We start from the raw sequence: 20,709 nt of genomic DNA, 5'->3' as shown, positions 1-20,709 counted from the left end.
TCGAAAATCTAAAATCGAAAATCGAAAATCGAGTGAATCCCCCAATCGAAAATCTAAAATCGAAAATCGAAAATCGACTGAATTCCCCAATCGAAAATCTAAAATCGAAAATCTAAAATCGATTTGGTTTTGCCCCCACCCCCTCACAGAGACGCCGATCGCGATCGCTCACATTAGGATTAGTTCTCAGATAATCCCCCACCCAATCGCAGCCCCTCACCAGCAAATCATCAAGATCCAAATTCCACAAAATCACCCGATTATCCCGGCCTGCAGAAGCCAGAACCTTCCCATCCGGGCTAAAACTCACGCTCATCACGCTATCCTTGTGACCCGTCAAAGTTTTCAGCAAAGTCCCGCTGCGGCTCCACAGTTTCACCTTATGATCGTAACTGCCCGAAGCAACCAACAAACCATCCGGGCTAAAAGCAACGCTAGTCACGCTGTCGCTAGAACCCTTCAGCAGCGTCGCCACCAAAGTCCCGTCCACCTTCCACAATTTCACCGAATTGTCGTAACCCGCCGAAGCCAGCATTTTGCCGTCAGGGCTAAAAGCAACCCCCAACACAAAACTGTTGTGAGCTCCTTCAAAAGTTCTCAGCAAACGACCGTCCCGATTCCAGAGTTTGACAGTACCGTCATCGCTTGCAGAAGCCAGCATCGAGCCGTCGGGACTGAAAGTCACCCCTGTCACCCAGCCTGTGTGTCCCGTCAAAGTTTTAATCAACCTGCCGTTTCTCGTCCACAGTTTCACAGTCTTGTCCTTGCTCGCCGAAGCGAGAATCTCGCTGTCGGGGCTAAAACTCACGCTCATCACGCTGTCGGCGTGGCCGTCGAGAGTCAACAGCACAGAAGGCGAACACGGGAACAGCGGAGCCGAAGGACAAGGCAGAATATTACTCATGCCATCTTCTTTCAAACTCCAGACTTTCACCGTTTTGTCGTAACTCCCAGAAGCAAGTAACTGGCCGTCGGGGCTGAAACTGACGCTGGCCACTCTCTGAGTGTGTCCTTCCAAGGTTTCCAGCAAAACTCCCGTGCGGCTCCAGAGTTTGATAGTTTTGTCCGTAGAAGCAGAAGCCAGCCTTTGGCCGTCGGGGCTGAAAGTAACGCTTTGCACCCGGTTTTGGTGTCCGTCGAGGGTTTTGAGCGGCACGTCATCGAGCCGCCACAGCCTGACAGTTTTGTCAAAACTTGCCGAAGCTAGGGTTTTGCCTTCCGGGCTAAAAGTCACCTGAGTAACCCGATCGGCGTGTCCCTCAAAAGTTCTCAGCAAGCGACTCTCCGGTTTAATGTTGCTAGCATCGGTTGGGCGTTTGTCGCCAACACCAGCAAGACTCCAGAGTTTGACAGTCCCGTCTGCACTTCCAGAAGCAAGTGTTTGACCGTCGGGGGAGAAACTGACACCAAATACCCATTTGCTGTGTCCCCGCAAAGTTGTTAGCAGTTCGCCCTTATTTGCTTGTGTTGAATTTTCTGTTGCTGGGTGTTTTAGTGCAGCGATGCTCCAGATTTTCACCGTTTTGTCTTCACCTGCACTGGCGATCGTTTCACCGTCGGGGGAGAAACTGACGGTGTAAATTTTCGAGGGTTGTCTGTTGTCGCTGTGCCACAAATTAGCGATTAACTTACCGTCAGAACTCCACAGTTTCACACTACCGTCATCGCTCGCCACAGCGATTATTTGGCCGTCGCGGCTGAAGCTGAGCCAATTTACGGAAGCAAATTGTTCGATCGTTCGCAGCAGCGTCCCGTCGGTTTTCCAAAGTTTGATTGTTTTGTCTGTAGATGCACTGGCGATCGTTTGACCGTCAGGGCTAAAAGCAACGCTGGTAACGCTATTAGTATGCCCTTTGAAAGTTGCTAGCAAACTGCCGTCTGTTTGCCAAATTTTGACAGTTTTATCTAAACTTGCCGAGGCTATGGTTTTGTTGTCGGGACTGAACGCGACAGAGGAGACGCTGTTAGTGTGACCTTTGAAAGTTGCCAGCAAACTGCCGTCGCGCCGCCAAAGTTTGACGGTTTTATCTACGCTGGAAGAAGCTATTGTTTCGCCGTCTGGACTGAAACTAAGACCCCAAACTACATCGCCGTGTCCCTCCAAGCGGTTGCGTTCTTTGACTCCATAAACAGCCTGCTGGAGCGCAGCAGAAATTAGAATTTCGGTGTCTTTGAGAGTATACATTTCTTGGGAGTGTTCGATGTGTCTCCACTTTTTACCAGCTCTCAAACTTTCCATCATCGCGTCAAATTTGTTGTTTGAGAAATAAAGTGCTTCAGAAGCTGCTGTGAGGGTACTAATTTCGGCTCGCTGAGTTTGAGCGACAGCTAGCTGTTTTTGACCCACGGCCCGCCACCAAAAGTTGACGGCGGCGATGGTGGAACTCGTCAGCAGCATGACGCCGATCACTGCTAATCCCAGCAGTTGTTTGAGAAAAGTATTGGCTCGGTAGAGCTGTGCTTGACTCATGTTTTTATCCGCTTCTGCTTTGTGCAGTCTGGCTTCTAAGCCGAATCTTTGGCGGATCGGTCGCACTAAATAGTCGTGTACCAATTGATAGCGGTCTTCTGGGGCTTCCCGCAGCAGAAATAGCAAACCGTGACCGACTAAAATGTCTAAAATTAAGTCGAGGTTGTCGGTTTTCTTTTGTCGGATTTCTGGGTCTTTTGCGAACTGTCGCTGTAGGGAAATTCGATTTCTGCCGATCGCCGACAATTCGGTTTCGCGGGCATCGGCTGGCTGCTGACCTGTAACTAACGAGAGTTCGTGTTTGGTTTTTATCAGCCGAACGCCTCTTTCATCTGTCAGGGAAAACAAGATTTTCCAAGCTGCGTCTTCGTTAACGGGCCCGCAGTCAGAGATGACTCTTTCGAGCGATCGCTTCACTAATTCCGCTTTGGGATTGTCGCCCAATTGCTGGTATTGGGCTAGGCTGGTAATACCTTCTTCTTGAAGTTGCGCTCCCACTACCTGCAATTCGATCGGTCGCACTTCTTGCAATTCGTCTGCTAAATCTTCTACGAAGGCATCGATCAGTGCCGGCTCTAAATAAAATTCCGCCCGTTCTGTTAAGTGTCCGATGACAGCCCGCGCATCTTTGATAGAAAAACTGCGGAGTTGGTAGCGGATGCTTTTGTCGAGAATATTATTGTTAATAGCGTCAAGATTTGGAAAGCGATCGCAATCTAGTAAGTAGTGCAAATAATCTTCGCGCAAGCACAGAATTATTTTGACATAAGGCAAATTCAAAAACAAGCGCAAAAAATTATAAAAAAGTTGTCTTTGTGCCACTGAAGTCGAAACAAAGAAAAACTCTTCAAATTGATCGAAAATCAGCACAGTCAACAAATTATTTGTGGCATTTTCGCGCAACTGCTCTATAATAAAAGAAGAGACTTCCGAGCTGCGAGCAGGAATAACCGAGCAACTTCTTTTATGGATTTTCTGTAGTCCTTTGGAGATTAATTTACTTTCCTCTTCGGCTTGTTTGTCGTACAGTGCGCTGTTCAAAGCATTTTCTAACTCCACCAGCCAATCAGTGTAAACTTTGACTACTACGGGCAATGTATCGCGCGCGCCCGGAGTAATATTTTTCAAAGCTGGTACTAAGCCGGCATTGACTAGAGAACTTTTCCCGACTCCGCTGGGCCCGTGAATAATAGTTAATTTATGGTCGTCCCTGCTAATTCTTTCTAGCAAGCTATTGATATCTGTTTGCCGCGAGTAAGCTGTCATTTCCGCTGCGATTGCGGCTTGATTTTGAGCTGATGGACCCGAAGGATTGACGGCTTGTCGCTGCTGCTGCAATTGGCTGGCTCCGATAAAAGCTCTAAATCCGTATTGATATTCGATCGACCGCTGGGTTTTTTTAATCCGAAACGCTTTGAGATACTCTCCCTGCTCGAAATAAACCGCTTGCAGTTCCGTCAAAATATCGATGTAAAGTCGGGGGTCGTACTTCGGCTCGCTTTGAGCTTGAGCCAACTCCAATGAATGAACCGCCGCTTCCCACTGGTCTAGCTGCCGCAAACTTCGGGCTAGCAGTAAAAGATACGAACTTCTGTCAGATTTGGGATGTTGGATTTTAGATTTGGGATCGTTACTTGACTCGTTAGTGCCCACAATTTCTGGATAATTTCCCTCAAACCCCAATCTCAAATCTTCAATCAGCAATCTCAAATCGTTAGGCGTTTGATCCAAAATTGCCAAAGCCAACTCGGCTAGCTGGCGGGCTTGACTCCACCTCGACTGTTGCAGGGCAACTTCAGCCAAAAAGCCGTAATCTTGAGCTAGTTGGCTGGGAGTACCGTAAGTGAAGTGCAACTGCAAAGAATTTTCAGCTAATGCTTGCAACTCTCCCCAAGCTTTCAGGCGCTGCAGCACTTCTCCGAGGTGTGCTGTCACCTCAGCTACCAATTCAGGGCGTGAGGCAAGGGAGAAAGCGTTTCTAGATTGTTCGAGGCTAATCCAAGCTTGTTCCCAGTGCTGGCGGTTGGCTACCGGATTTCTGGCTGCTTGCAACCGATGACACAGGGCTATGTGAAACAGCACTATGCCTTCTCTCTCTAAATATAAAATGTTAGGGACAGGATTCGACAAGGAAGAGAAGGTTTCTGGGTTTTCGGAATCTTCCGAGTTTGCGAGTTCCCAGTTGCCGGTTTGCTGCTGCCAAAAGGCTAAACTTTCTTGGTAGTGAATTAAGGCAGTTTCGGTTTGGTCGCTGACATAGTAATCTCGACCGAGAACGAATTGCAGGCTGGCTTTGAGGGCGGGTTCTAATTCTTCACCGCGATTTTGTAAATCTCTTAAAGCTAATTCTAGTTCTCGGCGTGGCAAAGAGCCGATCGCCAAATCGAGGGTATTGCCCGGACTCAAGGGCGAATACGAGCGGAGATCTGATTGTCGTGCGTTTTGGGGTTGAGAGTGAAAAGTGAGAAAGCTTTCTCCGGAGCTAATTTCGCGCTCTTGGGCGCGTTTTTCGCACTGCGTTTCCCAGGTTCCAAAACTAGCCAGCGCGCCGACGTTGCTGCTTCCGACTTCTTGATTGAGTTCGCCTACCTTAAATATAGTATCGGCCCGCCTAGCAAGGAAATTAATTAATTCGTCAACGGCCATTTCAAATTTAATTGTGGCGGCGGCCCAACTTTTGAAATCCGGGGCCAGACGAATCATTTTGGTCACGATGTCATCTGTTACCCACAAAATTACCGGGCAGGAAAAATTTTTGCGGAATTCGTCTCGCACTTGATTGGTAGAGGCCATCAGTTCGTCGATCGCTACTACTGTTTCTAAACCGAATACCATCAAAGCCGAGGCCGAACCTACAGGGGAAAACCCCTCCTGAAAAGTGCTTGCCAGCAGGCTAGTGTAGAGGGTTTTAACTGAAGCTGGCAGGACGAAATCTTGAATTGGAACTGGGGACACTTCTCGCAGCCGCTGCGCTATTTGCTGCCGCAACTGCTCGTAGTTGCAGCGCACCAAAATTAGCGAGAATTGGTGTTGAGACATTGTGATGGATCTTACCAGAGTTTTGAGCGAGCGCTCGTTGTAGTTGGCAGTTTCTTGTACCTTAATTAGATCGGTCATGCGTGCACCTCTTTTGCATAAATCTATTACCGTAACGCTCGCCAATCGTGAATGAAAGCGTATCTACTTAGACATAGCCGTCTCTGTCTGACGCTTTATCTCTGTATAAATACGTAGTTTTCCGTACTTGTTGTCCTATCAATACTTACATAGTTATTAGAGCCAATGTAAAGATATCATACCTCTCAATCTCAGAGAATGCGAGACTTCACAATAAAAATTTAAGCCCGTCTAAGAAATTTTTTACTCAGCTACAGATAAATGACGGCAGGCTATAAATAGCTAACGGCTCAAGCTATGATAATACCGACGACTAGCTATTAGTAAACAGCTCCGAGCTATCTGTAGCAGGCATTTAGTACAACAGCAGAAAAATGTCGTCTGGGATGGGATTAGTTGAAATAAGCTCAACAGGTAAAAACAGAAATAGGGGGTCTGGCATTGCAGATATGAGAGTTGAGACTGGGGCAAGTCCTTGGTGGCGGCAAAGTTTTACGCGACAATAAAATTCGTGGCATATAGCTAGCATTCAACAGAAATCAGCCAGCGGTTTTTGCCGCTGGCTGATTTCTCTATTGGATTTTAGGAGTTCGGAGTTTTGAGCGGTGAATGTTAAGTTAAAGAGTTTCTAAGTCACTCGTGGCTAAGGGTTCTTAGAGTCGCGAAGCAATCTCAAAAATTCCAACTATTTTGGCTCAATACGCTGCTGCAACTCCTTATATTTTCTGGTTTCTGCTAGGGCTGGATTGATGCCAAACCAGCGACCTTCTTGATCGCGGTATTCAAAGACAAACATACTTCGCAACAAGATTTGAGACTCTTCTTCGCCAGTTACACTTTGTCGGTTGACGACTTGAAACAGCAATTCCCATTCCATGTCATTGATGGCTCCCAAAAGGTCATCGCGATATTCTTGAATGACGCTTTCGAGACATTCGCGAGAGAAGGGAGGGTCTTCGTGCTGCAAACAGCTATACAAAAGCATCAGTAGATTGCGAACGTGACCGCCGCTAATCCGGCAAAGCCGGTCTAAAGTTTCGGGAGAGTCAAAGACCTGGGAAATCAAATCGATGCGTTGATGGGGAGCAACTGCGGGGAAAGCTCTAGCTAATACTAGCTGCCGCAGCAGTGCCATTCCTTCCTTGTGGTCGTCGCCCGATCGCATTTGCACGGGTACCATCGGCATCACCTTGGGCTTGACTCCAAATCGACTGGCGAGGCGGCCGAAGTCGTTGGAAAAAATCAAAGTCAAGGGAATCGTGTAGACGACATGGCAATTGAGTTTTTTTAACTGTTCGCCGCGGTCTAAAAACAGGTATTCTGGCTGGGTGCGTCCGCTGGGTTTGAGGGAGGCGTCGAGGCGATCGAGATTGTCAACGATGACTGCGAGCCCTTTTTTCCCTTGCTGCTTGAGTTCGGCGTTAGCTCTGTTGAGGAGTTCTTCGTTGATGGACTGCAAGATGCTGTTGGTGCGGGGTTCGAGATATTGCCTGAGTTGCGATCGCAGTTTGGGAGAGTCTTTAGTTTTAGCAGTAACTCTAGCAATGCCTACAGATAACTCGGCTTCCGCTGACAAATCTATGGGAGTCTGCAAAAATTCTGCCACTTCTGCAAACAGATTTGTAAAATAGCTCGGTCTGAGTTTGATTTTAGCTAATTCCATAGTTTCGCTAACTTGGCGCGCAATGCTCAGCAAAATATCGCTGATATCTACATCACCCATGTCTAAGTCTTGGGAAGACTCGAAGTAGACGACGCAAAAACCCTCTTGCTCTAGCTCAGCTTTCAGTCGAAACAATTCCGTAGATTTGCCACACCCGATATGCCCTGTAAATAACTGACAGGTTGGCTCGTTGGGGGAGATGCGGGTAATGGTTCGCTGTAAAGATTCAATGATTTTGCCGCCGCGCACGGAACCAAAATCTATGTAGTATTGATAATCTCCTGGGTCTCCCGCAACAAGGGTTTTGCTCGGGTTGCAGGCTTTATAGAATCTGTCTAATTCAAGTGGGATCACAATTGAAGCCGAATAAAAGTTAAACAAGCTAATCGAAAGTCTAAACTTTCTTTGCTTGAGTTTAGTGGGATTTGTAACCTTTTGCCCTGTGGGGTAAGGCCCTAAATACCCAAAGAACCTTTGTTTGCTAAGCGGCTTTCCCGGCGCTGGAATTGTTAATTATTAATTAATAACTTTTAATTACATAGGGAGATCAGTGATATTACTGATCTTGGCAGGAGTCAGGGTAAATTTGCGGGGATCTGGTTAAATGGTAGGGGAGAACGGGGCTGCAGGAGAGAGCTTAAAAAGTTTTGAATTTGTGCTAATCCTTAATTATTAAATTGTCAAGAGGTAGATGGCTAGTTTTGGAGCGGTTTCTCAAACAGAGTTAGGGCGCAGGCGCCAAGAGTTGCGGCGGCTTCGTCGCGGTCGAGTGGTGGCTGTGGTGTGGCAAATGTTGGCAGCGAGCTCAATGGCAGGGGGTTTGCTCTGGTGGATTGCGCAGCCGGCTTGGTTGATTGCCCGATCGGAACAAGTGAAGGTGGAGGGCAATCACTGGCTCTCGGACAAGGCGGTGCGGTCTTTGGTGCCGCTGTCTTACCCGCAGTCGCTGTGGGGGATTCAACCGCAGGCGCTGGCCCAAAAACTGGAGTCAACGGGGCCGATCGCCAAAGCGAAGGTGACTCGTAACTTGTTTCCGCCGAGTTTGACTGTAGAAGTGGCAGAACGGCTGCCGGTGGCGGTAGCTCAGCCTACTGCGGTGTTGAGATCGAACAGCGACAAGGAAAAAGTGGGGTGGCTGGACGCTCGCGGAGGTTGGATGCCGTCGGAGAGCTATACTGCTGTGCGCTCGCAGAATAGTTCGATCGGGCCCGGCAGCGCTCAAGGAACGCAGCCTCAGCGTTCTTTGCCAACTTTAAAAGTCATCGGGCCTTTGGAACAGTATCGCGCCTCTTGGCCGCAGTTTTACCAAGGACTCAGCGGCTTGACTGTGAAAGTGTTTGAGATTAATTGGCAAGACCCGAACAACTTGATCTTGAAAACAGAGATCGGTACCGTACACTTAGGGCCGTACAGTTCCACGACTGCGGAGCAACTTAAGGTTTTAGACCGAATGCGACAATTGCCAAAACAGCTAGATTCAAGCAAAATAGCCTACATTGACTTGAAAAATCCTGCTTCGCCGATCGTCCATTTGCCAGAACTCCCCCCCAGTTTGGAGAGTTCCACTCCCGCACCTACTCGCGCCCAGAATTGATCCTCTGTCAACAGAAGGTAGAAGGGATCGATCGGACTGTAGAATTTTTCGCCATCAGGATCAATACGCAGGGCTTGAAATAAGGAGAGTTTTTTGATACCCCTCCGCGTCTGGAAAAAACAATCAGATTTTTCTTTCCATAGCGATTGGGGAAGGGATACTAGCCCTTTTTTTTCCTTCTGCCTTGCCTACAAGTGCCTCCTGCACAAGCGCGTTGATGGGGTATGAGGGAGGTACGGGCTAGCGAGGCCGACCAAATCCGAGATTGGCTAACATTAAGCATCTAGCAGTGTTAGTTTTTCGCGCAACTTAGCCTATAGTTGATTGTGAATTGGCGTTTAGTTAACAAGCTGTAATCTACTATCCCCGACTCTAATGAAGCTTAATAATAGACAGGGGTCTGATCAAGACAGTCCCCCTTCGGAAGAAGTAAAAAATTTTCCGGTGGCTGCAGATTCCGCCAATCCCTTTAGACGCAAGTCTGGTTATGTAAATGTAGATAGTATTGATATCGATCCTATGGTCAATCCCAAAGACATAATGCCCAGCAGTGCCGCCAAAATCAAAGTAATTGGCGTCGGCGGTGGTGGGGGCAACGCCGTTAACCGGATGATTGCTAGCGAGGTTTCTGGTGTCGAGTTTTGGTGCGTGAATACAGATTCCCAAGCTCTGGTTCTCTCAAATGCTCCGAAACGCTTGCAAGTCGGACAGAAGTTGACGCGCGGTTTGGGCGCGGGGGGCAATCCGGCGATCGGCCAAAAGGCTGCGGAGGAATCTCGCGACGAGGTTGCTAATGCTCTGAATCATGCGGATTTGGTGTTTATCACGGCCGGCATGGGCGGCGGTACGGGTACGGGCGCGGCTCCGATCGTGGCTGAGGTCGCTAAGGAAATGGGCGCTTTGACTGTAGGCATAGTGACGCGGCCTTTCACGTTTGAGGGACGGCGGCGCACCAGCCAAGCTGAGGAAGGGATTGCCGCTTTGCAAACCCGGGTGGATACGCTGATCGTAATTCCTAACGACAAGCTGCTGTCTGTGATTTCGGAACAAATGCCGGTGCAAGAAGCTTTCCGAGTTGCTGACGATATCCTGCGCCAAGGGGTTCAGGGTATTTCTGACATTATTACTATTCCCGGTTTGGTGAATGTTGACTTTGCTGACGTGCGGGCAGTAATGGCGGATGCGGGTTCGGCTTTGATGGGCATCGGCGTGGGTTCTGGCAAGTCGCGGGCTAGGGAGGCTGCGATGCAGGCTATTTCTTCGCCTCTGCTGGAAGCTTCGTCTATTGAGGGCGCTAGAGGTGTGGTGTTTAACATCACTGGCGGTACTGACATGACGCTGCACGAGGTGAATGCGGCGGCTGAGACGATTTACGAGGTTGTCGATCCGAATGCCAATATTATTTTTGGAGCGGTGATTGACGAGCGGCTTCAGGGCGAAATTAAGATTACTGTGATCGCTACTGGTTTTTCGGGAGAAGTTCCGTCGCCTCCGGCTCCGGGGCGGACGCAAAATGTTAATGCTCCTTGGCGGGCTGCAACTGTACCGGCGACTCCTGCTCAACAGACGCCCGATCCGAAAACGAAACCGCCGCAGGATTTGGGATTGGATATTCCTGAGTTTTTACGCAACCGTCGCCCGCCAAGATGATTTTAGATTTTAGATTTTAGATTTTGGATTTTGGATTTTGGATTGAATCTCCAATCTCCAATCTCCAATCTAAAAAATCGAAAATCTCCAATCTAGAAAAGCGAAAATCTCCAATCGAACATCTCCAATCGAAAATCTAAAATCTAAAATCTAAAATTTCTAGGGTTTGGCCTGGTTCGGGTTCGAGGAGTTGGGTGGAGAGTGCGGATTTTGCTAGTAAATCGCGAAATTCGGGGATGCTGCCGACCGATCGCACTAACATTGGTAAAATGCCTGTGGCTCGGATGTCTCCCGCCGCTGTCGGCACGAAAAACCGAGGTTTTACGGTTTGGGCAAGCTTCAGGGCTTCCGAAGGGCCGATGATGACTTGTCCGAGGAATGGGAAGATTTGACCGATGACTGGGGCGATGGCTACGTCTACTGTGTCTATTTTCTGTTTAACTTTGTCTAATGGCGGCAGGTGCGGTTCGTAATAAAGTGTCTCGCCGCTGGTTAAGTCTTTGAGCAAATAGCCGTTTTCTTCTTGTCCGGGCTGGACTTCGGCTCCGGGTACGGCGGTTATTTGTAACTTTTCTTGATAATTAAATTCTTGCCAATTTGCTAAAGATGTGATATTGGTGTAGCCTAAACTTCTGAGGACTTTGGCGGCGGTGGGTGAGGCGATCGCGGGAATTGTGCGATCGATCTGTTCGAGTGTTGGTCTGTGGCAGTGGTCGTCTAATCCTTGGGAAATCAGGATCAGGTCGATCGGCGGTAAGGTGCTGGGAGTGAAGGCGACGGGGGTGTTGTGGTAGGCGGTGAACAGCCAGGGTTGACCGTAAAATACGAGGGGATCGACCAGCCAGGGATCTACGAGGATGGTTTGACCGGCGATGTGGAAGATCCAAGAGTTGAGGTCGATTCGGGTGAGTTTCACAGTTGTTTGCAATAATTCTTTACATTTGGTTTAATCATAGCTAATTTTGTTTGGGAAGTTTAACCCCTTCGGAAGCACAGGCGGGACGCCCGTGCCACGATGAACCCAGATATTATTGGGATGTGTCTGTGTTTATCTGCAGTTGAAAAAAGATGATGAAATCGAAGATTCCTGTGGCTTTGACTGTGGCGGGTTCGGATAGTGGCGGCGGGGCGGGAATTCAGGCGGATTTGCGGACTTTTGCGTTTCACTGCGTGCACGGTACGAGTGCTTTGACTTGCGTGACGGCTCAAAATACTTTGGGGGTGATGCGAGTTGATGCTTTGTCTGCTGAGGCTGTGGCGGCTCAAATTGAGGCGGTGGTTGGGGATATTGGGGTGGATGCTATGAAGACTGGGATGCTGTTGAACCGAGAAATTATGGTGGCGGTGGCTTCACAGGTTGAGGCTTTGGGAATAGGGAATTTGGTTGTCGATCCGGTGATGGTTTCACGATCGGGCGATCGATTGATTGACGAGGGGGCGATCGCATTTTTGCAGGATATTTTGATTCCAATGGCTGCTGTCGTGACTCCGAATCGGTTTGAGGCGACTATTTTGAGCGGTTTGGAGGTTGATTCTGTTGACGATATGCGATCGGCTGCGGAGAGAATTCACAGTTTAGGGGCGAAGGCGGTTTTGGTGAAAGGCGGCGGGATGAAGGGGGATTTGCGGGGGATTGATGTTTGGTTTGATGGTACGCGGTTGGATGTGTTGAAGACTGAAAATGTTGATACTGGGAATACTCACGGGACTGGGTGTACTTTGAGTGCTGCGATCGCCGCTAATTTAGCATTAGGTAAAGATTTATTTACGGCGGTGACATTGGCTAAGGATTATGTGACTAATGCTCTCAAATATGCTTTGGATATTGGGGAAGGTCAAGGGCCAGTCGGTCATTTTTTCCCGCTGTTGAAGGAAGAAGAAAGAAGGGGCAAGAAGTCAACAGTCAGTTAATTTCTTAATTTTTCAGGCAATATAGCGATCGCCACCAAGTCTTCGATTTTCTTAATATTCGGATCGCCTGCCAAATAACCAATCCCTCGGTGCAAGTGCAGGCGAAATTGTTTGGCTAGAGTTTCTTTTTCTGTGCCTAAATTGTCTTGATAACAGCGCTGCTTGAGGGCCATTATCAAGATATCGGCCATGTCGCCACCGAAGACATCCCAGCTTAATTCGACGTTGCTGTCGCTGGGAATTGGTACTGGGGATGGGATGCTGGGTTCGGCGAGCGATCGGCAAAATCCCCACCTGCATAAAATATTCCACTGATCGATTTTTGTCGATCGTTTCAGTTTGGATAGTTGGTCTTTGCCTGTTTGGGATAGGCGGATGCGATCGAGTGGTGGTTCCATGAGTTTGAGAGTGTTTGGTATATTGTAAAAAGTGTTAATGTTGGGGAAGCAAAGCCTCTAGATAACTGGAAATAATTAACATTTTTTTACACGGCGCGACTTGATAAAAAGGTTGTTTTTTGGTATTGTGATTGTAGTAGGATTTATCCTTAATAATGGGATGGTGGCAAAAATAAAATTTTCGCAACCATCCCATTATGCTATATATACTACCGCAACTCCCCAGCAAAGTCAAGGGGGTTGCGGCTATTTTTTAGCGCGAATTTTTATTCCCAGAAGTAACCTTTTTCGACGGTGGTTTGGTGTTTTGCGGAGTCGTATTTGAGGAGGTAGCTGTGGGCGATCGCCTCTAATTCTAGGAGTTTTTCGTATTCTACTTTGCTAATTTCCGTGTCGGTAGAAAGCAGGATGACTTGGTGGCTGGCTGAGGGGAAATAGCGTTCGACTAGGTTGTTTCTGTGGGAGGAGTCGAGGCGGCCCAAGGGAGTGTCGATCGCCACTGGCAATTGTCTCCCGGATACTCTAGCCAATCCCCACAAAAAGGCGATCGCCAGCAATTGTTTTTCCCCGGCTGAAAGTCGGTGTTTGGGTACCGGTTTGCCTTCTGGATCGTAAATGGAGAGGCTAAATGTTTGAGTGTCGATCGCAACTCTGTGCACGAGGTCGGTTTTGTGCAACAGGTAGCGGAAACAGTCGGTAATTTCTATTTCCAGTTTGTTGAGTTTTTTGAGAGTTAGTTTTTCTTTAAAGAGTTTCAGGGTAGCTTGGGCTTTAGCGATCGAAGCGATGACGTGTTGGCTGTTTCTGATCGTGATGTATTCGCTGCTGTAGTTTTCTAGTTCTTTTTGGTTTTTGGCTAATTCTCTCTCTAATTCATCGACGCGGCGGTTGGCTGATTCCAAGGCTGCGGCTGCGATAGCGACTGCTTTTTGGGCTTTCCTGACCTCATCTTCTAGTTTTTCGTAGGCTTCGGGGGAAGCGGCGGCTGCGAGTTGTCTGTCTGTAAAGTCGATTTCTGCTTCGATGCTTTTGATTTCTTCTATTTGGTCGCGGGCTAGAATTTGCTGGGCTTTGATTTGGTAGCTAAGGAGGTTTTCTAGTTGCTGGATGCTGTTGTTGTCGGCGTTCATCCAGGGCGGGGCATCTGTTCCGGCTTGCTGTTCGAGTTCTTGGTTTTCTTGGCGGATGAACTCTTGAATTTTATCTAGCTGTTGGGGATTTAACGAGATTTCCGCGATATAGTTGAGGAGGCGATCGCTTCTTTGTTTGATAACATTTTGGGCAATCTTTGCTTGCTGCTGGCTGGCTTCTGTTTCTGCTTGAATTTTTGCTTCACTTAGCAAGGGCGAAATTAGGGCGAGTGGTAGCGTATTTGACGCCAATTCCATCATGGCTTGACGGCTTTTGTCTGCCTGATTTCTGTAGTCGTTTAGCTTGCTGTCTAGCTGACTGCGATCGGCGGCAATTTTCCCGCCTTCATAAATAAACTTTTCTGATGCTTGTTGCTGATTTTTTTGAGCTTTATCTAATTCGTTTTTAAAGCTGGCTTGTTCTTGCTTAGCTGAGTCTATTTCATCAGTAATTTTCTTGAAAGTTTGTTCGATTTTCTCTAAAGCAGCCAAGTCTTTTTTGCCAGCAATTTCTTTCCGCTTGCGGCCGGCTAATATTTCTAAATCGACGGCGAGGCGTTCTGCTAATTCTAAACCTAAAAGAGATTTAATCGCCCCGACGACAAACTCTGGCGGTGTTTCGAGTTCGGCGAGTTCTTTTACTTGTTCGCCGTCAAACAAAAATAGGTTGGATATTCCGACGGGCAAAAGGGTTTCGATGTATTCGTCCCAGGTGTTAGTAATTGCTTTGTCCGACCACCAATCGCTGACAATCTCGCTGTATATGAGAATACTTAAGGTGTCTTTGATATCTAATTTTTTCCAGTATCTAACTATTTTGAATTGAGTTAATTTGTCGTCTTGGACTTGTTCAAATGTTAGTTCGACGCGGGTATCTTCTAATGGGGGAGTGTGGCGGTTGACGCATTGATTGAGAAAGTCGCTGTAGCTTAAATTGCCTCTGGTGGAACATTGGGCGCGGCCACCGTAGAGGGCGAGGCGAATGGCGTCCATGAGGGTGGTTTTGCCGCCGCCATTCATGCCGCCAAATAAAATGACTGGGCAGGGATTTCCGTCTTTTTCGGGGCGGAGATTGATGGTTTGGGTGCCTGCATAGGGGCCGAAGTTTTTGAGGACGAGTTCGAGGAATTGCATTGTAGATGTAGATGTTGTTGGTTGGTGGGGGGGGCGGTTAGCAACGGATTTTGTAGCGGATTTAACGGATGGGTGGTTGGTGGGCGGCGGTTATTGGCAAGGGATTTGGTAGCGGATTTAACGGATGGGTGGTTGGTGGGGTGGTGGTTAGCAGCGGATTTAACGGATGGGTGGTTGGTGGGGGGCGATTAGCAGCGGATTTGGTAATCACCCACTAATCATCCGTTACATCCTTTACAAAATCCGTTGCTAATATTTCCCCCCCTTGCTACCAATCAATCACTTCGGTTGAATCTTCCTCCTGGTTCTGGGGTCTAATGCTGGAAGGTAAGGGGAGTTCGGCATCTGTTTCTTCATAGGTTCCTGAACTTCCTCTTGTCCAACCCCTGCCACTTGTTTTCGGCGTCCACAAGTATGGTTGAATGTGTTTCTGCCAACCTTGTACAGATTTTGGTGGGAGGATGCGGTGATATTCTAATTTGCTGCGTCCAAAGTTTATAAATAAACCTACTTGCGCTCCTGTAGCTGCTACGTAAGCTATTATTTGAGCTTTATCTTTATCGGTCATTGGATAATTTACGGCTTTATCCTCTACTACAATACCTTCATTCACCCAATGGTCTAGATAGAGGATTCCCATCCAAACTTCACCGTCGTAAATTTGTCTGGGATACTCCATTTCTGTTGTTAAACCGGATTCTATCATTTCTGCATCAAAGGCTCTTTGGTAATGTTTTTCTCTTAAACCTTTTTGCGTCCTCCGGTGTACTCTCATTGCACAGCCGATGATGCTGTATGTAAGCTCCTGATGGGGAATATTAGGATTAATCATGGTCGTAAAAATTTTGTAATTTCAACGATGAGGGTTGGGTAATAATGAGGTTAGTTGACAGCCTATTGTATCCGATCGCTCGGCGGGGTGGCTGTCAACAAGTTTGGGTTTAACCGCAGGCTAGCGCGTGCTAATCGCTAGGTTTTTCCTCTCCTGAATTGGGCGGTGAAAATTTAATGTCCGCCCAAGATAGCTGTCTGCTTTGATTGCTGTTGCTTTCGAGTTCTTCTTTAAGTTTGGCAATATCAACGGTATCGTTTTTGGCGGAACTGTTGGTTTGGGCGATCGCATCTTTGAATTGCTGAATGTTTTCCGTCGGATTTGCTTTAATATCTTCCACCGCTTTTTTTAAATTGCGTTGATAGTGGGCGTTGCCAATCGCTTCTTCCTTCGATCGCGAACTGGTTTCAAAGCATTTGTCTAAATCGGCGTAAATGCCTGTACGGCGGGGCTTCGTGTAGTATTGGCGTTCTGTATCAAGGAGTTTTGCCATCAATTCGAGGTGCATTTTGTCCTCGCTGCAAATCTCTTCGATCGCAGTCCATTCATCGCTACCGAGGAGTTTTCTTTCGGCGGCGGGACGGGAATCTTCAAAAGGTTCGCCCGTGACTTCTTCGTAAATCCGGGGCAAACTGTCGTCGAATTCGTGCTTTTCTTCCAGCCAAATGCGGCGGATTTCGCTAAGTTCTTCTGGGGTAATTAAGGTGATGTCGCGCATTTCTAGGGGTGCGGTTTTGCGGATTTGGGTTTGTGCTTCCAAGACTCGTCTCAGCCAGTGTTCTCGCCAGAATTTGGTGTAGGGCCCTGGGATGGGTTCGACGGAGGTTGTGTCGTCGCCCATGTTGCGTTCAAACAGTTCTACTCTACCGTAAATGCGTCGGAAGTCTCTTTTTGGGCGATCGTTTTTAATGTCTAATTCGTTGCGAATATCGAGGAGAGGCTGCATCCATTCTTTTTCTTCATCGTTTTGAATCATTGCCTCCATAGATTTATCTTGGCTTACCATTGTGCAAACCCAGCAGCCAAAGCGAGAACTGCCGCAGCTAGGGGTAGAAGTATCGACAACTAAAGGACATTCATTGTCTGCTGTTGCACCTCGATACATGGTAAATAAATCTTTGTTGCTATTTTCCCAAGGATTAGGCCACTGATTCAGATAAATCCACACTTCATCAGTTCGCCAATCTTCTATCGGACTATAAATTAGGGAATTAGGCAGACTAGGACTCTGATAAAGCAGAGATTTAATGGAACTAGAATTATTATTTAGACGGTCACTCATGCGACCTATTTCATGTTTCTCCATTGAAACCGCGCGTTTAATGCTTTCAGCTTTGCGAGTACCCAATATAAGAATTACTTCTCCATTGATTCTCACCATATCACGAACAAACCGATTAGAAGGAAGGATTTTCAGGCGTTCAGTACACCAGCGAAATCCATGTCTCGGTGCTGGGTAGCCTTTTCCCATCAAGTTTACCCAGAAAGTATCTTTGACATCTGGATAAAGCATATAAGGTTCTATTGGTAGCTGTTGCTCTATAGCAGCAGACTTCATCTGTTTTAATGACTGACGTACCCAAGTAGAAACGATCGGGTTTTCTACAAGTGTATCTGTTGTGATTACATAGATTTTTTTTGTTCTTTTTTCAGGTGGCAATTCTGCTATCGCATACCAGATAAGCTGCACTACCGTAGTGCTGTCTTTTCCGCCGGAATATCCTAAAACCCAAGGTATATCATCTAAACAATATAACTCTTTAATTTCTTTACTTAATTTTTCGATTTCTGCCACTAACTCACTAACACTACGGGGTGGAAAAAGTGGTATTTGCATTGTTTCTGTCATGTCTTTAACCTCAGTTACTTAATTAAGCTCTAAATACATTCAGCCGATGCCATTCTAGCGATTCAAGTCTTGGTAAATCTTGGTCTGAAGCCGGCAGGAGAATAGTTTCACTATGAAAATCTTTCATACATCTGGCATTGGGGGATTCCTCTTCTAAGTTATCAGCGACGATAATTCTGTAATTATCATCTATAGCAAACCAACCCTGGTCAAAAGCCCAATGATGATTTTTACACAATGATATCCCATTATTAATTTGATTATCATAAAACTTTGAAAACGGCTTAATATGTGAGCCATCTACAATAGTTTGAGTGAGATTTCTGATGACTTTCAATCGACAAAATGCACACTTGTAATCATATGTATGTACTACTGCTTTCCTGAAAAAAGCATTTCTAACAGCAGATTTGGTTAAATAAAATTTCGGTTCTGCGTCATGTATTACTGCTGAGTCTGATAGTTCTCTTTCTGTCTGAGTAACTTTTTCAAAGTCTTGATTAACTTGTAAAATATCTCCAATATCGTCCCTATTTAATGAAAACCATGTCGCAATCAGTGTATCTATTAATTCCGATCGCGAATTTTGGTCTTGAAGTAAATCGAATAGTTCATTATCCCAACTACCGTATTCTACAGCTTCTCTTAGCTTGTTAGTTGTTTTAGGTTTTGAACCATTAAATCCAGACTTTAATGTTTTATGCCAGAAACCATCGCCTTCCAAATGCCAAAATGGATAGTGCAAACCACGATTGTGAGATTCAGAACCTAAGATATCCCAATATTTATTAAAGGTTTGAATTAAGTCGTCTGAAACATAAATTCGATTCTCCCTAATTATTCCTTGAGCAATTAGATCGATGATTGATAATAGTAATATTGGCTTATGATTAGCTTGACCACGTTGGCGTGTATTACTGACATTAAGAGCGGCAAAATGTTGTCGATAATACGCTAGATTTTTATTTTCGGACTTTTCTCCTGTAGTCATTTTGTCCTCCCGCTAGGATTAAATACAATCCGACCTGAACTTTTACACTATTGTCAACAGAGGGTTAAGCGCCCCAAGGCAAAACGATAATGCAGAAACTAGACAATTTAAGCAGTATCAACCGATTAAAAAGTGATTTTATAGCCTAGACAGGTGATAATTATATCACTGTCCGCGGGCATCTGCGGTTCTCAAATCCATTCCATCCGCAAACTAAATATGTCCTACAGCGACTTCAAAACGATCGACCAAGCCGTCTCAACCCTGGATCTAACCGTTGAAGACATTCCCCACTTATTCAGCCAAATTACCCCGATCGCACCTTCAGAACGCCTCAAAGAAACTCTAGACGAAGCTTTAGACTTAGCCTCAAGTATCAGCACCGAAAAAGCTCGATCGGAATTAATCATTACCCCCATTTTACTCGAAATACGGCGCACTTTCAACAACAAAATTGGCTACTTTTCCGGCAACACATTTAACGTAGAAGAGAGCAAAGGATTAACCGGGGCTTGTGACTTTCTCCTCAGTGCGTCGAGCAATCAATCATTAGTTACAGCCCCAGTCTTGACATTAGTGGAAGCCAAAGACAACGATATTAGAATAGGATTGGGACAGTGTGCGGCTCAGATGGCAGCAGCTCAAATATTTAATGCCCGCAAAGGGCAAGAACAATCTGGGATTTATGGAGCAGTTTCAACAGGTACAAACTGGAAATTCCTAATTCTAGAAAATCAGTTGTTAAAAATTGATTTGACTGAATATTTCATTACTCAGCTAGACCAAATTTTGGGCATTCTTGCAGAACCATTCAGACGCTATTTTAATTAGCCTAGTTTTTGGAGGCATTTGGGCGCTGCTGTGCTGTATCTGCGGTTTCCAAACCCAACCAATTTTTCAAATAATCAGTCATCCAACTAACACTCGCCCTCGACTTAGAAATCCCCCCTTTCAACAAAATCCCACCCTCCCAATCAGGATTATAAATCGACCAATCAACCTGCTGCAAAAGGCTCAAACGTTCCTCCCAACTCTCAGGAAAAACCGATCGCAAAGCCGCCCCAACTTCCCCCAAACTCTCAAGCACAACACTGTGACAGTGCACGCAATCCCGGCGCATTTCCCCCGCAGCAACTTGCTTGTGCAGAACTAATTGCCAATCTGGAATAAAACTGCTAACCGCATTCCAATAACTAACCGCCAGTTGTATTTTTTGAGCAAGTTCTTCCTCTTTCTGTTCTTTTTTGGTGCGAGAAGCAGAGGGTTTTGCTTGTTCGCTGCGGTGAATATTAGACAGCAAAGCCACGATAGCACGATCGATCGCACTCAGCGTAAATAATTTGTGCGATCGCCCGTTCAAACTCCCCTTCTCCATCTCAGTCAAACACCGGAAAACCTCAACCTGCTTAACAACAGCCTTCACCACAAAAGCGCGATCGTCCCGGTGGTTGTAAAGTAGACTGAGTGACGCCTCCAAAGGAACTTGAAAACCGTTCAAATCAGCAAACATCTGCTGCGATTTTTCCAACCCAATATCGAGAAACAAAATCAGCGCCACCGTCTCATATCCCAACTGCGGATTTTCCCTCAAAGCCATCTCAAAAGCCGCGCGTCGATGCTGTCCGTCATTAATAGTAAACTTAGCATCCATCGGCACTCGCAAGCGACCGATTTTCCGTTCTTCTGCCTCATTTCCAACTGCTTCAAAAGTAATATCCGCATCAATCGAAGCAGCAATGGCCCCACAAGTATAATTTGTAGGATTCTTGACAAAATAATCAGCAATTTCGGGAATCCTAGCTTTGTTAAGCGCGCGTTTCGCCCGCATAGACGGCGGCAAATCTTCAGATTCAAAGGGAAACAATTTCGGCAAAAAACGCACCGGACACATCGACACGTAATATTCGCGGCCCGCTTGAATGCCCCGAATTACCGGCAAAATGTATTCAAAAGAAGGAGTAGACATATTT

At 46.7% G+C, this 20,709-nt stretch carries 14 protein-coding genes; 5 read left to right on the top strand and 9 right to left on the bottom strand.

Features of this window, described 5'->3' with window-relative positions; all coding sequences use genetic code 11:
- Nucleotides 1-112 precede the first annotated feature (112 nt).
- Both QUA13_RS12615 and QUA13_RS12610 read right to left on the bottom strand, forming a co-directional pair.
- A complete protein-coding gene (locus QUA13_RS12615) occupies nucleotides 113-5,587 on the bottom strand; it encodes a WD40 domain-containing protein (protein WP_333198822.1) in 5,475 nt (1,824 codons plus the stop codon).
- 685 nt (nucleotides 5,588-6,272) lie between these two features.
- On the bottom strand, nucleotides 6,273-7,604 hold the full coding sequence (locus QUA13_RS12610) for an ATP-binding protein (protein WP_333198820.1): 1,332 nt from the start codon (nucleotides 7,602-7,604) through the stop codon (nucleotides 6,273-6,275).
- A gap of 337 nt (nucleotides 7,605-7,941) precedes the next feature.
- Here QUA13_RS12610 and QUA13_RS12605 point away from each other — a divergent pair, with 337 nt between their 5' ends.
- Both QUA13_RS12605 and ftsZ read left to right on the top strand, forming a co-directional pair.
- On the top strand, nucleotides 7,942-8,844 hold the full coding sequence (locus QUA13_RS12605; protein ID WP_333198819.1) for an FtsQ-type POTRA domain-containing protein: 903 nt from the start codon (nucleotides 7,942-7,944) through the stop codon (nucleotides 8,842-8,844).
- Nucleotides 8,845-9,219: 375 nt separating this feature from the next.
- Nucleotides 9,220-10,494 (top strand): cell division protein FtsZ, encoded by a 1,275-nt coding sequence (ftsZ, locus tag QUA13_RS12600; RefSeq protein ID WP_333198817.1) that lies wholly within the window; start codon nucleotides 9,220-9,222, stop codon nucleotides 10,492-10,494.
- Nucleotides 10,495-10,630: 136 nt separating this feature from the next.
- On the opposite strand, the gene QUA13_RS12595 is transcribed toward ftsZ, so the two are convergent.
- Complete coding sequence (locus QUA13_RS12595) at nucleotides 10,631-11,410, bottom strand: MBL fold metallo-hydrolase (protein ID WP_333198815.1); 780 nt, start codon at nucleotides 11,408-11,410, stop codon at nucleotides 10,631-10,633.
- Nucleotides 11,411-11,562: 152 nt separating this feature from the next.
- On the opposite strand from QUA13_RS12595, the gene thiD reads away from it, so the two are divergent.
- Entirely contained in the window at nucleotides 11,563-12,405 is an 843-nt protein-coding gene (gene thiD / locus QUA13_RS12590; protein ID WP_333198813.1) for a bifunctional hydroxymethylpyrimidine kinase/phosphomethylpyrimidine kinase, read from the top strand.
- Here thiD and dndE read toward each other — a convergent pair.
- Entirely contained in the window at nucleotides 12,402-12,803 is a 402-nt protein-coding gene (gene dndE, locus QUA13_RS12585; protein WP_333198811.1) for a DNA sulfur modification protein DndE, read from the bottom strand. The two genes, thiD and dndE, sit on opposite strands and share 4 nt — an antisense overlap.
- 266 nt (nucleotides 12,804-13,069) lie before the next feature.
- A complete protein-coding gene (dndD, locus tag QUA13_RS12580; RefSeq protein WP_333198809.1) occupies nucleotides 13,070-15,067 on the bottom strand; it encodes a DNA sulfur modification protein DndD in 1,998 nt (665 codons plus the stop codon).
- Nucleotides 15,068-15,135: 68 nt separating this feature from the next.
- Between dndD and QUA13_RS12575 the strand changes: the two genes are divergently transcribed.
- Nucleotides 15,136-15,285 (top strand): hypothetical protein, encoded by a 150-nt coding sequence (locus QUA13_RS12575; RefSeq protein ID WP_333198807.1) that lies wholly within the window; start codon nucleotides 15,136-15,138, stop codon nucleotides 15,283-15,285.
- Between the two features lie 50 nt (nucleotides 15,286-15,335).
- On the opposite strand, the gene QUA13_RS12570 is transcribed toward QUA13_RS12575, so the two are convergent.
- From QUA13_RS12570 to QUA13_RS12560, 3 genes are all read right to left on the bottom strand, one after another.
- A complete protein-coding gene (locus QUA13_RS12570) occupies nucleotides 15,336-15,899 on the bottom strand; it encodes a GxxExxY protein (protein ID WP_333132710.1) in 564 nt (187 codons plus the stop codon).
- Between the two features lie 130 nt (nucleotides 15,900-16,029).
- Nucleotides 16,030-17,748: a DNA phosphorothioation system sulfurtransferase DndC gene (gene dndC, locus QUA13_RS12565; protein WP_333198805.1), complete on the bottom strand. Its 1,719-nt coding sequence runs from the start codon at nucleotides 17,746-17,748 to the stop codon at nucleotides 16,030-16,032.
- 22 nt (nucleotides 17,749-17,770) lie between these two features.
- On the bottom strand, nucleotides 17,771-18,739 hold the full coding sequence (locus QUA13_RS12560) for an HNH endonuclease (protein WP_333198803.1): 969 nt from the start codon (nucleotides 18,737-18,739) through the stop codon (nucleotides 17,771-17,773).
- Between the two features lie 219 nt (nucleotides 18,740-18,958).
- Here QUA13_RS12560 and QUA13_RS12555 point away from each other — a divergent pair, with 219 nt between their 5' ends.
- Nucleotides 18,959-19,570 (top strand): hypothetical protein, encoded by a 612-nt coding sequence (locus QUA13_RS12555; RefSeq protein WP_333198801.1) that lies wholly within the window; start codon nucleotides 18,959-18,961, stop codon nucleotides 19,568-19,570.
- Between the two features lies 1 nt (nucleotide 19,571).
- Here QUA13_RS12555 and dndB read toward each other — a convergent pair whose 3' ends face one another.
- On the bottom strand, nucleotides 19,572-20,705 hold the full coding sequence (dndB, locus tag QUA13_RS12550) for a DNA sulfur modification protein DndB (RefSeq protein ID WP_333198800.1): 1,134 nt from the start codon (nucleotides 20,703-20,705) through the stop codon (nucleotides 19,572-19,574).
- Nucleotides 20,706-20,709 lie beyond the last annotated feature (4 nt).

The organism is Microcoleus sp. S28C3, from assembly GCF_036700785.1.
Taxonomy (GTDB): domain Bacteria; phylum Cyanobacteriota; class Cyanobacteriia; order Cyanobacteriales; family Microcoleaceae; genus Microcoleus; species Microcoleus asticus.
Note: the sequence above shows the minus strand (reverse complement) of the source record. Positions and strands in the feature narration are given on the sequence as shown.